14 protein-coding genes and 1 pseudogene are annotated in these 13,874 nt (G+C 71.7%); 9 read left to right on the top strand and 6 right to left on the bottom strand.

The annotated features are described in order from the left end of the window. The 5 genes and pseudogenes from ACWDX9_RS49875 to ACWDX9_RS49855 all read left to right on the top strand — a co-directional run. Positions 1–409: pseudogene (locus tag ACWDX9_RS49875) on the top strand (MCE family protein); the annotation flags it as partial. Further along, complete coding sequence (locus tag ACWDX9_RS49870) at positions 406–1,782, top strand: MlaD family protein (protein ID WP_449968276.1); 1,377 nt, start codon at positions 406–408, stop codon at positions 1,780–1,782. The pseudogene ACWDX9_RS49875 and the gene ACWDX9_RS49870, both read left to right, overlap by 4 nt. After that, entirely contained in the window at positions 1,779–2,456 is a 678-nt protein-coding gene (locus ACWDX9_RS49865; RefSeq protein ID WP_449968273.1) for a hypothetical protein, read from the top strand. Before ACWDX9_RS49870 ends, ACWDX9_RS49865 begins: the two co-directional genes overlap by 4 nt. Before the next feature lie 17 nt (positions 2,457–2,473). Next, positions 2,474–3,061: a 4'-phosphopantetheinyl transferase family protein gene (locus tag ACWDX9_RS49860; protein WP_449968270.1), complete on the top strand. Its 588-nt coding sequence runs from the start codon at positions 2,474–2,476 to the stop codon at positions 3,059–3,061. A gap of 10 nt (positions 3,062–3,071) precedes the next feature. Continuing rightward, positions 3,072–3,251 (top strand): hypothetical protein, encoded by a 180-nt coding sequence (locus tag ACWDX9_RS49855; RefSeq protein WP_449968269.1) that lies wholly within the window; start codon positions 3,072–3,074, stop codon positions 3,249–3,251. 17 nt (positions 3,252–3,268) lie between these two features. Here the strand turns inward: ACWDX9_RS49855 and ACWDX9_RS49850 are convergent, their stop codons facing one another. Beyond that, positions 3,269–4,198, bottom strand: coding sequence for a cation diffusion facilitator family transporter (locus ACWDX9_RS49850; RefSeq protein WP_449968266.1), 930 nt, complete (start codon positions 4,196–4,198; stop codon positions 3,269–3,271). Between the two features lie 34 nt (positions 4,199–4,232). On the opposite strand from ACWDX9_RS49850, the gene ACWDX9_RS49845 reads away from it, so the two are divergent. The 3 genes from ACWDX9_RS49845 (at position 4,233) to ACWDX9_RS49835 (ending at position 7,264) form a co-directional block, all read left to right on the top strand. Then, positions 4,233–4,691, top strand: a complete 459-nt coding sequence (locus ACWDX9_RS49845; protein ID WP_364246723.1) for a MarR family winged helix-turn-helix transcriptional regulator — start codon at positions 4,233–4,235, stop codon at positions 4,689–4,691. Between the two features lie 99 nt (positions 4,692–4,790). Continuing rightward, positions 4,791–5,438 (top strand): LppX_LprAFG lipoprotein, encoded by a 648-nt coding sequence (locus ACWDX9_RS49840; protein WP_363963918.1) that lies wholly within the window; start codon positions 4,791–4,793, stop codon positions 5,436–5,438. Further along, positions 5,435–7,264, top strand: coding sequence for an MFS transporter (locus tag ACWDX9_RS49835; RefSeq protein WP_449968263.1), 1,830 nt, complete (start codon positions 5,435–5,437; stop codon positions 7,262–7,264). The genes ACWDX9_RS49840 and ACWDX9_RS49835 overlap by 4 nt, the downstream gene beginning before the upstream one ends. A 24-nt stretch (positions 7,265–7,288) precedes the next feature. Here the strand turns inward: ACWDX9_RS49835 and aspS are convergent, their stop codons facing one another. From aspS to ACWDX9_RS49810, 5 genes are all read right to left on the bottom strand, one after another. Next, complete coding sequence (gene aspS / locus ACWDX9_RS49830; protein WP_449968261.1) at positions 7,289–8,551, bottom strand: aspartate--tRNA(Asn) ligase; 1,263 nt, start codon at positions 8,549–8,551, stop codon at positions 7,289–7,291. 309 nt (positions 8,552–8,860) lie between these two features. After that, entirely contained in the window at positions 8,861–10,252 is a 1,392-nt protein-coding gene (gene der / locus ACWDX9_RS49825) for a ribosome biogenesis GTPase Der (protein WP_394500028.1), read from the bottom strand. A gap of 30 nt (positions 10,253–10,282) precedes the next feature. Beyond that, entirely contained in the window at positions 10,283–11,005 is a 723-nt protein-coding gene (cmk, locus tag ACWDX9_RS49820; RefSeq protein WP_449968257.1) for a (d)CMP kinase, read from the bottom strand. A 61-nt stretch (positions 11,006–11,066) separates the two neighbouring features. Further along, positions 11,067–12,422 carry a carotenoid oxygenase family protein gene (locus ACWDX9_RS49815; RefSeq protein ID WP_449968254.1) on the bottom strand — a complete coding sequence of 452 codons (1,356 nt, stop codon included), beginning with the start codon at positions 12,420–12,422 and terminating at the stop codon, positions 11,067–11,069. Positions 12,423–12,441: 19 nt separating this feature from the next. Next, positions 12,442–13,053 (bottom strand): TetR/AcrR family transcriptional regulator, encoded by a 612-nt coding sequence (locus ACWDX9_RS49810; protein WP_449968252.1) that lies wholly within the window; start codon positions 13,051–13,053, stop codon positions 12,442–12,444. A 108-nt stretch (positions 13,054–13,161) separates the two neighbouring features. Here ACWDX9_RS49810 and ACWDX9_RS49805 point away from each other — a divergent pair. Further along, positions 13,162–13,874 (top strand): glycosyltransferase family 2 protein (locus ACWDX9_RS49805; RefSeq protein ID WP_449968249.1); only part of this gene is annotated, 713 nt, incomplete at its 3' end.

Raw genomic sequence — 13,874 nt, 5'->3', positions numbered from 1 at the left:
CGACGACCTCGCCAAGGGCAGCGGCGAGCTGGACCGGCTGCCGGGCACGCTGGCCGCGGCCACCGCGCGGATCGCGCACGGGCGCAAGCACGTCAAGAAGACGATCATCGCGCTGACCCGGCTGGCCAAGGAGGCCAACCTCACCGTCTACCCGCGCCACGCCGCCCGGCTGCGGACGCTGCTGCTGGAGCTGGAGGCCATCTCGTCGGCGATGCAGCGGGGCAAGGAGGACCTGAAGACGCTGGTGGCGCGGCTGCAGAAGTTCATCGACGCGCCGCCGATCACGGCCAACGGGCAGGTGCTGATCTACCTGTGGCTGAAGGGCGTCCTGCTGCCCAAGAAGTCGTCGCAGGGGCTGCTGCCGAACCGGATCGAGGACTTCCGCCTGCTCCTGGAGCCGCCGCGATGAAAAACCGGATCTATCTGAACCTGGGGGTCTTCGCCGTCCTGGGCGTGGTCATGACCGTCTGGGCGTTCAGCACGATCATCCGGCTCGACGCCATCGAGCGGCCCTACCGGGTCTCGGCCGAGTTCGTGTCGTCGCCGGGGCTCATCCGGGGGTTCGACGTGGCGTACCTGGGGGTGCGGGTCGGCAAGATCGGCGACGTGCGGCTGGCGCCGGGCAAGATCGTGGTCGGTCTCGACATCGACAGGGGGATCCGGCTGCCCCAGGGCGCCACGGCCGAGGTGCGGCGCAAGTCGGCCATCGGGGAGCCGTACGTGGAGCTCTCGCCGCCCGCCACCGGCGTGAAGGGCCCCATGCTCGCGGCCGGGGACACGATCCCGCTGGCCAAGACGTCGGTGCCGCTCGACTACAAGAAGCTGTTCGAGGGCGTCGGCAAGCTGCTGAACGCGGTGCCGCCCCGGGACGCGAAGACGATCACGCATGAGCTGGCCGTCGCGCTGGACGGGCGGGCCCCGGCGATCAGGAACATCATCGACGACGCCCACTCCCTGACCGGCACGCTGGCCGACAACGCCGCCGTCCTCGACGACCTGTCGGTGCAGCTCACCCGGCTCACCCACACGCTGGCCGGCAAGCGGGGCGAGCTGGCCTCCGGGATCACCGACCTGAGCACGGTGACGAGCACGCTGCGCGCCTCCCGCGCCGACCTGAACACCTTCCTCGACCGGGGGCCGGGGGTGTTCGCCCGGCTGGACGAGGCCGTCAAGAAGTCCAGGCCGGGGTTCTCGTGCCTGCTGACCGCGCTGGGACAGCCGCATCGACCGGCGTTCTCGGCGCAGACCGAGCGGAACGTGCACCACCTGCTCAGCATCGTCCCGACCGCGCTCAGCCTGGCGGACGACATCAGCGACCGGCACGGCGACACCGTCTACGGGAGGGCGGCGTTCATCTTCAGCGTGCCGGGCGGGCCGACCCCGGCCGAGGAGTACGCCGGCGCGGTCGGGCCTCCGACGGTGCCCGCCCTGCGCTCCTGCCCCTCCCCCGCCGCTTCCCCGGACTCCGACGACTCCCGCGCAGATCGCCGTACAGATCCCCATCAGGACGCCGCCGCACCGGCGGACACCGCCTCACCCGCCTCACCCGCCTCGCCCGCCGAGTCCGCGCGCCCGGTGGCGAGGAACACCGAGAAACCGAAACAGCGGCCCGAGGCCACCCCGTCGCCCAGCGGCGCGGCGGCCGCCGGGCCCGCGTCCCGCACCCCGCCGAACGCCACCCCGCTGATTGCCGGGATATTCCTCGCCGTGGTGGCCGGCGGTGGCATCGTGGGCTGGATCGCGACGGGCCGGGCCGCCCGCCGCCGTGAGGAGTCGAAATGACCACCGAACAGGACCTCGCCGAGGACGCCCGCACCGAGGAAGAGGATCCTGCGGTGGCGGATACGGCGCCCGCCGACAGGGCTCCGGACGAAGAGGCGGCGGGCGGCAAGGGCGGTGGGCGCGTCACGCGGGCCCGGCTGCTCGGGACGCTGGCGGCGATGCTGGTGGCCGCGCTCGCCGCCACCGCGGTGCTGCAGTGGATCTCCGCCTCGCAGGCCGAGGACGCGCGGGCCAGGCTCGAGTCCGAGCGCGCGCTGCGCCTGGAGGTGTCGGGGGCGGCGAGCGCGTTCAGCAAGGCGCTGCTCAGCTATGACTACCAGAACCTCCAGAACACCCGCTCCACCCTCGCCGCCCAGGCCACGGGCGACTTCCTGGCCACTTACGACGCGGCGTTCGGCGGGGCGATGGCGCAGGTCATCGTCAAGCTCAAGGCCACCTCGCAGGCCACGGTGCGCGAGGTCTACCTGGCCGACGTGGACGAGGCCACCGCGCACGCCATCGTCGTGGTGGACCAGCAGGTGAACACCTCCGAAGCGATCCGCTCCGTCAAGGACTCGCACCTTAAGATCAGCCTTGTGAAGGAGAAGGGGACCTGGAAGATCCATGACGTGACCGTTCTCGGCGCGGCCTCGGAGGACCAGTACAACCTCACCGGCGACAAGAAGAAGGACTGACCATCGGTTCTTTAGCGATGGGTGGCCGCCCCGACGAGGTGCGCGCCCCGGAAGACTGGCTCACCGAGGTGGAGACCGAGCGGGCCGGGCGGTTCAGGTTCGAGGCGGATCGGGCCAGCTTCGTCGCCGCCCACCTGCTCGTACGGCTGTGCGCCGCCGCCGTGCTCGACGTCAAGCCGCAGGGGCTGACCCTGCTGCAGCGCTGCGACCTGCACGGCCTCGGGCACGGGAAGCCGTACATCGAGCAGGCGCCCGAGCTGGGCGTCAGCTTCAGCCACACGCGCGGCTACGTGTGCGCGGCGGCCGGTCCCGGCAAGGTCGGCGTGGACGCGGAGCACGTGCCGCCGGGGCCGCTGGACCCGCTGCTCGCGGACCGGGTGCTCACCCCGCGCGAGCGGGCGATGGTCACCGGCAACGACGAGCTGATCCGGCACTGGACGCGCAAGGAGGCGCTGATCAAGCGCGGCGAGCTGACGCTCGACAGGCTCCGCGCGGGCGGCGACGACCTCGAGGGCCGGCACCTGCTCGAGTGGAGCGTGGGGCCGGACATCAGAGTGGCCGTTGTCACGGACACCCCCGCGAGGAGGATGCCCATTCCCGGATAGACTTGTCCACATGTTCTACCGGAAACCCCTGGAGGAGCGGATCGCCGACCGCATGGCCCAGCGGCGGCCCCTCGAAGAGGGGAAGACGTTCGAGCACGGGCCGGCGAAGTTCGTGTTCATCTCCTTCATCGTCATCGTCGTCCTGATGCACGTCATCGGCGTCGCCATCGCCATGCACTACTTCAGCTGACCCGCCCCCTGCCCCCGTCAGCGACGGCGGGTCGGTGTGGGGTCGAGGAAGACCAGGCTGATCCCCGAGAAGCGCTCCCGCAGCCGCCGGTCCACCTCGTCGCAGGCGATCTCCACACCCGCCGCGCTCGCCACGTCCACGAAGTCGATCTTGGCGGCCACCAGGATGGAGCCGGGCCCGATCATCATGGTGAGCAGCTCGACCACCTCCTCCACCTCCGGCTGAGCCGTCAGCTCGGCCCGGATGCCCTCCTCCACGTGCGCGGGCGCGGCCTGGCCGATGAGCAGCGAGATGTTCGACCGGATCAGGATGAGCGCCACCACCAGCAGGAGCAGGCCGATCCCGGCCGACGCCAGGCCGTCCCACAGCGCCGAGCCCGTCAGCTGCGACCCGGCCAGCCCGGCGGCCGCGATGACCAGGCCCACGAGGGCGGCCGCGTCCTCCAACAGCACGGCCTTCAACGGGGTGTCGGAGGTGATCCGCACCAGCCGGACCGGGTCGAGCTCGTGCCTGGCGGCCTGCCTGCGCAGCTGGGAGAGGGCCTTGGTGAACGAGACGGCCTCGACGGCGAACGCGATGGCCAGCACGATGTACGACGGGGTGAGGTTCCTCAGCTCCTCGCCCTTCTCGATCACGTGCAGTCCGTGCGTGATCGAGAACCCGGCCCCGCCCACCAGCGTCGCGACCGCCGCCATCATGGCCCAGAAGAACCCGCTCTTGCCGTGGCCGAACGGATGCCGCGGGTCCGGCGGCCGGCCCGCGCGGCGCACCGCCACCAGCAACAACAGCTCGGTCACGGTGTCGGCGGCCGAGTGGGCCGCCTCCGACAGCATCGCCGCCGAGCCGCTGAGGAGACCCGCGAAGAGTTTGGCCAGGGCGATCGTCAGATTGGCCGCACCCGCCACCAGGACGGTGCTCAGGCTCTCCCCCGATTCCCGCTGCTCCATAGCGCTTCACTCTACGTGCGCTAGATTGGAGATCATGAGCGCGCCTCGTTGGCTTTCACCCGCCGAACAGCGTGCCTGGCGCACGCATCTGGCGCTGCACAAGCTCCTCATGCACCGGCTCGACCGGGAGCTGCAGGAGCACCAGCTCTCGTTGAACGACTACGAGATCCTGGTCAACCTCTCGGAGAACGAGGGGCGGCGCATGCGGATGAGCGACCTGGCCGACGCGACGATCCAGTCACGCAGCCGGCTGTCGCACCAGATCTCCCGCATGGAGGCCAAGGGCCTGGTGACCAGGGAGGACTGCCGCGACGACCGGCGGGGCACGTTCGCGGTGCTGACCGACGAGGGCTGGGAGACGATCCAGCGGGTGGCGCCGGACCACGTGGCGAGCGTGCGCGAGCACTTCGTCGACCGGCTCACCGACGAGCAGCTCGAAGCGATCGAGGCGGCCTACGGGCCGATCGTCGAGCGCCTGAAGAAATTGCGCTGAGAAATTGCGCTGAAGAATTGCGCTGACGAGGTTGCGCTGACACCCAACCGATATCCGCGACGCCGCACGGCGTTCCCAGGCGGTGGATACGATCCGCACATGCTCAGAAAGCTTCTGATCGTCGCCGTTCTCGCGCTGGTGTCGGCGTGCTCGTCGGGCGGCGGCGGCGAGCTGCCCGCCGGTCCCGACCTGATGAAGAAGGCCTCCGAGGCGATGAAGGGCGTCAAGTCGGCCAGCTTCTCGATCGCGACCGAGGGCAAGCCCAAGGTGCCGGTCAAGAAGGCGGACGGCAGGCTCACCGCCGCCGGTGACGCCGACGGCACGATCACGATCGACATCCTGGGCAGCCTGCAGGAGGTCAGCTTCGCCCTGGTCGGGGACACCGTGCACTTCAAGGGGCCGACGGGCGGCTTCCAGAAGATGACGCGGCAGCAGCTCGCGCAGTTCTACGACCCCTCGGTGATCCTCGAGCCGACCAAGGGCATCGCGCAGCTGCTCGCCTCCGCGACCGAGCCCCAGGTGGAGGCGCTGGAGGGCGACGCGTACCGGGTGGCCACCGCCTTCCCCGGGCAGGCCATCGGCCAGATCATCCCCGGCGTCACGCAGGGCGTGAACGGCAAGGTCTGGCTCGACAAGGCCACCAGCCGCCTGACCAAGGCCAGCCTGCCGCTGCAGGGCGGCACGGTGACGGTGTCGTTCAGCGACTACGACGCGCCGGTCACGATCACGCCGCCCGCCGCCGGATGAGACGCGCCCGCCGGGTCGTCCTCGGCGCCGGGGGCGCGGTGGTGCTGCTGGCCGCGCTCGACGCGTACGTGGTGGTCACGGTCCTCATCGACATCGCCGAGGACGTGGGCATCCCGCTGAACCACCTGGAGCGGGCCACCCCGATCGTGACGGGGTTCCTGCTCGGGTACGTCGCCGCGATGCCGCTGCTCGGCCAGCTCTCCGACCGCTACGGGCGGCGGCCGCTGATCCACGCCTGCCTGGCGGCGTTCGCGCTCGGCTCGGTGCTGACGGCGCTGGCCGCCGGCGAGGTGATGGTGGTGGCCGGGCGCACCGTGCAGGGGGTGGCGGGCGGGGCGCTGCTGCCGATCACGATGGCGCTCATCGGCGACCTGTGGGACGAGCGCGAGCGGCCGGTGGCGCTGGGGGCCGTGGGGGCGGCGCAGGAGCTCGGGAGCGCCCTCGGGCCCCTGTACGGCGGGGTGCTGGCGCTGATCCCGAGCACCGTGGTGGCGGGGGTGGAGCTGGGCGGCTGGCACGCCATCTTCTGGATCAACCTCCCGCTCGCCGCCCTGGCCGCCGTCGCGGTCCACTTCACCGTCCCCTCCGGCCCACCAGCCCGCACCGAACCGCCACACGCCACCACGACCACCCCCGAGCCCGCACTCCCCTCAGCGGCCACTCCCGGCACGGCACTCCCTTCAGCGTCCAGCACGGCACTCCCGTCAGCGGGCGCGTCCAGCACGGCGGCGCCCACAGCCGGCACCTCTGACGCCGCACCCACCACGACCTCCACCGGCGGCGTGGCCGGCCAGGTCGAGCCCGGCGGAGCCGCAGGCGAGACGGCCACCGGCGCCGACGCGGCGGCGCATCGCGCGGGCGACTCCGGCGCGGTCACGGGGACGGCCGCCGGCGCCGGGCGGGTGGAGGTCGCCGATGGGAGGCGGCGTGTGGACGTCGTCGGCGGGGCGTTGCTGGCGCTGGCGCTCGCGCTGCTGGTCGTGGGCCTGTACAACCCCGACCCCGCCAAGACCGTGCTCCCCCCGTGGGGCCTGCCCGTGATCGCCGCCGGAGCGCTGGCGGCCGGGATCTTCGTGTGGTGGGAGATCCGCTCCCCCGTACGCCTGCTCGACCTCTCCGCCACCCGCAAGGGCCCCCTGCTCGCCACCCTGGCCGTGAGCTTCCTGGCCGGGGCGGCGCTCCTGGTGACCATGGTGTTCGTCCAGTTCACCGCCCAGACCCTGCTCGGCGAGGACGCGCTGGGAGCGTCGCTGGTCCTGGCCAGGTTCCTGGCGGCGCTCACCGTGGGCGCCCTGCTGGGCGGCCTCCTGGCCCGCAGGCTGGGCGACGGCGTCGTCGCGGTGGCGGGCATGGTGCTCGGCGCGGCCGGCTACTGGCTGATGAGCCGGTGGCCGCTCGAGCTCGAGAGCGCCGGGCTCCTCGTGGACGTCGACCTGGTGGTCGCCGGTCTGGGGCTGGGCCTGGTCATCGCCCCGGTCTCGTCGGCGGTGCTGCGCGTGACCTCGGCGGCCCAGCACGGCGTGGCGTCGGCGGCGGTCGTGGTGGCCAGGATGATGGGCATGCTGATCGGCATCGCGGCGGTGTCGGCGTGGGGCTTCTACCGGTTCCAGTCGCTGACCGCTCATCTGGACACGCCGCTGCCGTTCGGCGTGGACACGGTGACGTACCAGCGGCAGCTGGCCGAGTACACCGCGAAGGTGCAGGCGGCGCTGCACACGGAGTACACGGAGATGTTCCTGGTCACGGCGTTCATCTGCCTGCTGGGCGCGGCCGTCGCGCTGCTGATGCCGCGCACCCGGCGGGACGCGCCCTCCACGCCCGCCTGAGAGGCGGGCGCGGAGAGCCGTCGGTCACGGGGACAGGCGGTGCAGGTCGCGGGGGAAGGCGGTGGTCTGGCGGATGTTGGCGGCCCCGGTCAGCCGCGCCGTCCACCGTTCCAGCCCGAGCGCGAACCCGCCGTGCGGCGGCATCCCGTACCGGAACGCCTGCAAGTACCCCTCGTACGCCTCCAGGCCCTCGCCCCGGGCGGCCAGCGCGGCCACGTAGTCCGGGTACCGGTGCAGCCGCTGCCCGCCGGTGACCAGCTCCAGACCCCTGAACAGCAGGTCGAACCCGTTGGAGCAGCCGGGCCGCGCGGGGTCCGGGTGGGTGTAGAAGGGCCGCTTGGACATCGGGTAGCCGGTGACGAACAGGAACTCCGACCCGTGCTCCTTCGCCGCCCACTCGCACAGCCACCGCTCCTGCGCGGGCGACAGGTCCGGCTCGGCCGAGCCGGTCAGCTCCTGTGCCTCGGTGAAGTGGATGGCCGGGATCTCGGCGGGCACCTCGGGCAGGACCGCCCCGGCGCGTTCGACGGCGGACGGGGCGCGGCGCCGTACGGACTCCAGCATGCCCGCCACCACCTCCCGCAGCACCGCCATCACGTCGCGGTGGTCCCGGACGAAGCCCAGCTCGGCGTCGAGGCTGGTGTACTGGGCCAGATGGCGTACGGTGTCGTGCGGCTCGGCCCGGAAGACGGGACCGACCTCGTAGACCCGCTCGAACACCCCCACCATCGCCTGCTTGTAGAACTGCGGCGACTGGGCCAGGTAGGCGCGGCTGCCGAAGTAGTCGATGCCGAAGACGTTCGCGCCCGACTCGGTGGCCGAGGCGACGATCTTCGGCGTGTGGATCTCGGTGAACCCGAGCCCGTCGAGCGTCTCGCGGAACCCCGCCACGCTCGCGGCCGAGATCTCCAGCGGCGCGCTGAGCAGCGGATGCCGCAGCGCGACCGGCGCGTGGTCGAGGATCGTCGGCAGCCCGGCCGACACGACGGGCCGGTAGAGGTCGAACGGCGGCGCCGCGCACGGCTCCGTCACCACCTCGATCTCCGGCTCGACCAGCTCGACGCCTCCCGGCGCCTGCGGGCTGGCGGTCACGGTGCCGGTGACCTCGACGACGCTCTCCTCGCCGGGCAGGTCGCTCGCGGCGACCACCTGGGCCAGGCCGGTACGGTCCCTGACGACGAGGAAGGACACGGATTTCAGCTGCCGGCGGCGATGGACCCAGCCGGCGATCGTCACTCGTTGGCCGGCGTGCTCAGCGAGCTCCGCCGACATGACACGAGAGATCATTACAGCTCCTCACGAGGAATTGCATGACCCCTTGGGAGTGCGGGGGAGAAGGGAACTCCCGGTGCCACCGCACTTTCGCCGCCTCATTGAAGCGGCCTCGACGACCCGATGACGGGGGTCAGGCCGGCGGGGCATTTCCTCCCCGCACTCGGGAGTGTCTTCACCAGCGGAGCACGGGACCGCCTTCGCAGCTACCGGCGGCTCTCTCGACCCCTGCGGACCTCTGGCTACTCGTCTCCGTCGACGCGTTGCCGTAGATCCTACGGTCGGGCCCGGGGAACGGCAAAGCCATTCCCCGGGCGCCGCGCGTTACTTGTCCTTCTTGGCCCGCTTCTCCCGGATCTTCATCGTGACCTCGATCGGCGAGCCGGCGAACCCGAACTCCTCCCGGATGCGCCGCTCGATGAAGCGCCGGTAGGTGTCCTCCAGCCATCCCGACGTGAACAGCACGAACTTCGGCGGCTCCACGGAGGCCTGCGTGGCGAAGAGGATCTTGGGCTGCTTGCCGCCCCGCACCGGCGGCGGCGTCTGCTGCACCAGCTCCGTCAGGAACGCGTTGAGGCGGGCGGTGGGCACCCGGGTGGACCAGGAGTCGAGCGCCTTCTCCAGAGCGGGCACCAGCCGGTCGATGTGCCGGCCCGTCAGGGCGGAGATGTTGACCCGCAGCGCCCACGGGGTGCGGACGAGCTGCCGGTCGATCTCCTTCTCCAGGTAGTAGCGGCGGTCCTCGTCAACCAGGTCCCACTTGTTGAAGGCGACGACCATCGCCCGGCCCGACTCGATGACCAGGCCGATGATGCGCAGGTCCTGCTCGGTGAGGATCTGGCTGGCGTCGATGAGCACGACGGCCACCTCGGTGCGCTCCAGCGCGGCGCGGGTGCGCATGGCCGCGTAGAAGTCGGCCCCCTGCAGCTCGCGGTCGCGCCGCCGGATGCCGGCCGTGTCGACGAACCGCCAGGTGCGCCCGCCCAGCTCGATCAGCTCGTCGACCGGGTCGCGGGTGGTGCCGGCCATGGGGTCGACCAGCACCCGCTCCTCGCCCGCGAGCTTGTTGAGCAGCGAGGACTTGCCGACGTTGGGCTTGCCGAGCAGCGCGACGCGGGCCGGGCCGCGCTCGGTCTCGAAGCCGAGCGCGGGCGTCTCGGGCAGCGCGTCGAGCACCACGTCGAGCAGGTCGCCGCTGGAGCGCCCGTGCAGGGCCGAGACGGGGTACGGCTCGCCGAGGCCGAGCGACCACAGCGCGGCGGCCTCCAGCTCGAGCTGCTGGTTGTCGACCTTGTTGGCGGCCAGGACGACCGGCTTGCCGGACTGCCGCAGGACCGAGCCCACGATCTCGTCGGCGTCGGTCGCGCCCACGGTGGCGTCGACCACGAACACGATCACGTCGGCCAGCTCGACGGCGACCTGGGCCTGCTCGGCGATGCGCAGGTTCATCCCGGTGGCGTCGGGGTCCCAGCCGCCGGTGTCGACCACCGTGAAGCGGCGGCCACGCCAGTTGGCGTCGTACGTGACCCGGTCGCGCGTGACGCCCGGCACGTCCTCCACGACCGCCTCGCGGCGGCCGATGATGCGGTTGACCAGCGTGGACTTGCCTACATTAGGCCGCCCCACGATGGCGACGACCGGCAACGGCGTAGTGTCGCCGTGCTCGGTGATCTCAAGGTCGTCGAGGCCGGCCTCGACCCAATCCCCCGTTGGCACGAAATTTCATCCTTTGTGAGTACCGCACCCTCAGGTGCGCTCGTGTACATGGTCGCGGCCGCTTCGGAACTCGTTGGCTCCGCTCTCTCCTTCCGAGCTCCTCCGCTCCGCGACCAATCTCAACACCTCAGCTATGACCTCTTCCAAGGTCAACGGCGTGGTGTCGAGCTCGACGGCGCCATCCGCCATCGAGAGTGGGTCCGTCTTTCGGGTCGAGTCGAGGGTGTCACGCTTGGCCATGGCCTCCTGCTGCGCCGCCACCGTCGAGCCGGCCAGCTCGGCGTTGCGCCGCCGGGCACGGGCCTCCGGGCTGGCCGTCAGGTAGACCTTGACGGCAGCCTCGGGCCAGACGGCCGTGCCGATGTCGCGGCCCTCGACCACGATGTCACCGGCCCCGATGAGCTCCCGCTGGAGCGCGACCAGGCGGGCCCGGACCTCGGGGACGGCTGCCACGGCGGAGACGGCGCCGGTGACCTCGGACTCCCTGATCGGACCCGCCACGTCGACGCCGTCGACGTGGATCGTGGGACCGTCGGGGTCGGTGCCGGACTCGATGCGCGGCTCGCCGCAGCGGGCGGCCACGGCGGCGGGGTCGGCCAGGTCGACGGACTGCCGGAGCATCCACCAGGTCATCGCCCGGTACATCGCCCCGGTGTCGAGGTAGCGCAGGCCCAGCGCCCGGGCGACCCCGCGCGACGCGCTCGACTTACCCGACCCCGAAGGACCGTCCATGGCGACGACCAGACCGGTCACGGCCTCTCCCTCTTCACGAGCTTCTCACGAACCCCAACCTGAAGAGGCTACCGTGTCCGGCTCAGTCGGCGATCCAGCTTCCGTGGAAGCCGAGCGGGACGCGGGCCGGCAGGTGGACGGTGGCGACGGGCTCGCCGGTGAAGTCCTGCGCGGACAGGATCATCAGGTCGGCCGCTCCCCTGGCCTCGTTGTTGACGAGGGCGAGCACGTAGCCGTCGTCCTCGGCCGCGCCGGAGGCCACGAAAGCGGGCTCGCCGACGTACGCGCCCCGCCCGAACTGCCGCCACTCCTGCGTCCCGCGCACCAGGTCGTGCTTGATGAGCGTGTTGTCGAAGGCCTGGTCGGGCAGGTCCTCCAGCTCACTGTCGGCCCGGTAGAGCACGTCGTGAAGGTCGCGGGCGGCCGAGGTGTAGCCGTAGCGGTACGGCCGGCCGGTGCGGCGCTCGTCCATGCGCGGGAACTCCTGCGGCCGGTCGTCCAGCCGCGTCCGCCGGACCTTGCCGGCGGCCGGGTCGATCGTCCACCGGTCGAGCGTCGGCAGTCCGCCCAGGTCGAGCCGGGCGTCCACGAACCGCTTGGGGTAGCGGACCACGTCCACGACCACCTCGTCGCCGTCGTCGTAGGCGTTGAGCGTGTGGAACACCCAGCACGGGTCCACCTCCACCCACCGCACGTCGCCGCTCTCGCGCGACATGAGCCCGACCCGGGCGCCGTGGGCGTCGTTCCACGCGTACGGCAGCGGAACGCCCTTCTCCGCATGGACCTGGCTGAACGTGACCGGCAGGTCGTAGATCACCACGTACCGCTCGGTGAGCGCGAAGTCGTGCAGCATCGGCGCGTCGGCGACCGGAATGTCCCTGATCCGCGTCACCGACCCCTTGGGGTCGATCACGATGTGCTGGTGGTGGTCCCAGCCGAAGAAGTAGGCCAGCGCGTGCAGCTCGCCGCTGACCGGGTCGAGGTGGGTGTGCGCGGCGAACCCGCCGGGCAGGCCGCCGTCGAAGTCGCATGTGCCGACGGTGTCGAGCTCGTAGTCCAGCTCGTACGGCAGGGGCCCGGCCTCGACGGTCGCGAACGTGCGCCCGGCCAGCCCGATGACGTGCGTGTTGGCGGCGAAGTCCCAGTTCTTGTGCAGCGGCCCCGGCCGGGCCGGCTCGCCGAGCCGTTCGGCGACGCGGGCGCTGCGTACCCAGCGGTTGCGGTACCACTCGGCGCGGCCGTCGCGCAGCCGCACGCCGTGCACCATGCCCTCGCCGAGGAACAGGTGGCCGGCCGTGGGGTCGTCGAGGCTGAGCGGGTTGGGGCCGTTGCGCAGGTAGCGGCCGTTCAGCTCGGCCGGGATGCGGCCGGTGACCTCCAGGTCGAAGGCCGTGATCTCATCGGTCACGGGTGCGAACCCGCCGGTGAAGGGCGTCATGTCACGTTCCTCTCGTGGGTCAGGCGCCTTGGGCCAGGAAAGGCGCGAGGACCGAGGCGCAGAGCAGCTGGTAGCGCTGTGCCACCTCGTCGGGCTCGAAATAGCCAGAAATTTCCAGACTTACGGCGCCGTGCATGGCCATCCACAGCACATCGGCGATCTCCCGGGCCGCTCCCCCGCGCAGCACCCCCGCCTCCAGGCACTCCTCCACGCGCCGCAGCAGCAGGTCGAACGTCCGCCTGGCGGCCTGCACCGACTCCTGGTCCGGCTTGAACCCCGGCATCGCCCCCTGGAACATGACCCGGTAGCAGTCGGGCTCGGCCAGCGCGTAGGCGCGGTAGGCAGCCATGCCCTTGCGCAGCCCGGTCAGGGGATCATCCGGGCCCATCCCCTCGAGCAGCCACCGCTCGAACCGCGCGAACCCCTCCAGCCACACCGCCTGGCTGAGCCCGTCCTTGCCGCCGAACAGCGTGTAGATCACCTTGGTCGAGCAGCCGACCTCGCCGGAGATCCGCCGCACGGTCAGCGCCGCCGGCCCCTCGGTGGCGAGCAGGTGCGTGGCGACGTCGAGGATCGCGGCCCGGACGACGCTCTGCCCCTCCTGCTGGGCCTGCTGGTACGCAGTGCTCACGGTAACGCCGTTTCCTCTCGGTAACACTGTTACCGCCCTTGATACCCCTTTCCGGGGAGCGCGTCAACCGAGAGGAGTAAGAGAGCGCGGCGCGGTAAGTGGCCCTCTGTGAACGATCCGCGCGTGACCGTGGTCGTGGCCTGCAAGGACAGGCTGCGGGCGCTGGCCCGCACGCTTCCCCTGCACCCGCCCCCGGTGATCCTCGTCGACAACGGGTCGACCGACGGGACGGCGGGGTTCGTGCGGCGCCACTTCCCGGACGTTCACGTGGTGGAGGCGGGCAGGGACCTGGGCGCGCCGGCCCGCAACCTCGGCGTCCGCCTGGCGGAGACCCCGTACGTGGCCTTCGCCGCCGACGACTCCTGGTGGGCGCCGGGGGCGCTGGAACGGGCCGCGGACGTGCTGGACGCGTATCCGAGGCTGGCCGTCCTGGGGGCACGCGTGCTGGTGGGGCCGGAGAAGCGCCTGGACGCGGCGTCGGAGGCGATGCGCGGCTCACCGCTCGGCGTGGAGCCGGACCTGCCGGGGCCGAGCGTGCTGGGATTCCCGGCGTTCGGGGCGGTGGTGCGCAAGGAGGCGTTCCTGGAGGCGGGCGGGTTCGACGGCGTGCTCTTCTCCATCGGCGAGGAGGAGCGGCTGGCCGTGGACCTGGCCGCGAAGGGGTGGGGGCTGGCGTACGTGGACGAGGTCGTGGCCCACCACCACCCGCCCCGGCCCGGGGATCCGCGCGACAGGCAGGTGCTGGCCACGTGCGACGCCGTGCTGACCGCGGTGCTGCGCCGCCCGTGGCGGGTGGTGGCGCGGCGGTCGCTGGACGCGCT

This window comes from Nonomuraea sp. NPDC003201 (genome assembly GCF_053590415.1).
The sequence above is the reverse complement of the archived record's forward strand: the minus strand, read 5'-3'. Positions and strand labels throughout refer to the sequence as shown.

Bases quoted from the DNA above. Each gene is read 5' to 3' on its own strand.
- ACWDX9_RS49870 (WP_449968276.1), top strand. From the start codon at position 406: ATGAAAAACCGGATCTATCTGAACCTGGGGGTCTTCGCCGTCCTGGGC.
- ACWDX9_RS49865 (WP_449968273.1), top strand. From the start codon at position 1,779: ATGACCACCGAACAGGACCTCGCCGAGGACGCCCGCACCGAGGAAGAG.
- ACWDX9_RS49860 (WP_449968270.1), top strand. From the start codon at position 2,474: ATGGGTGGCCGCCCCGACGAGGTGCGCGCCCCGGAAGACTGGCTCACC.
- ACWDX9_RS49855 (WP_449968269.1), top strand. From the start codon at position 3,072: ATGTTCTACCGGAAACCCCTGGAGGAGCGGATCGCCGACCGCATGGCC.
- ACWDX9_RS49850 (WP_449968266.1), bottom strand. From the start codon at position 4,198: ATGGAGCAGCGGGAATCGGGGGAGAGCCTGAGCACCGTCCTGGTGGCG.
- ACWDX9_RS49845 (WP_364246723.1), top strand. From the start codon at position 4,233: ATGAGCGCGCCTCGTTGGCTTTCACCCGCCGAACAGCGTGCCTGGCGC.
- ACWDX9_RS49840 (WP_363963918.1), top strand. From the start codon at position 4,791: ATGCTCAGAAAGCTTCTGATCGTCGCCGTTCTCGCGCTGGTGTCGGCG.
- ACWDX9_RS49835 (WP_449968263.1), top strand. From the start codon at position 5,435: ATGAGACGCGCCCGCCGGGTCGTCCTCGGCGCCGGGGGCGCGGTGGTG.
- aspS (WP_449968261.1), bottom strand. From the start codon at position 8,551: ATGATCTCTCGTGTCATGTCGGCGGAGCTCGCTGAGCACGCCGGCCAA.
- ACWDX9_RS49815 (WP_449968254.1), bottom strand. From the start codon at position 12,422: ATGACGCCCTTCACCGGCGGGTTCGCACCCGTGACCGATGAGATCACG.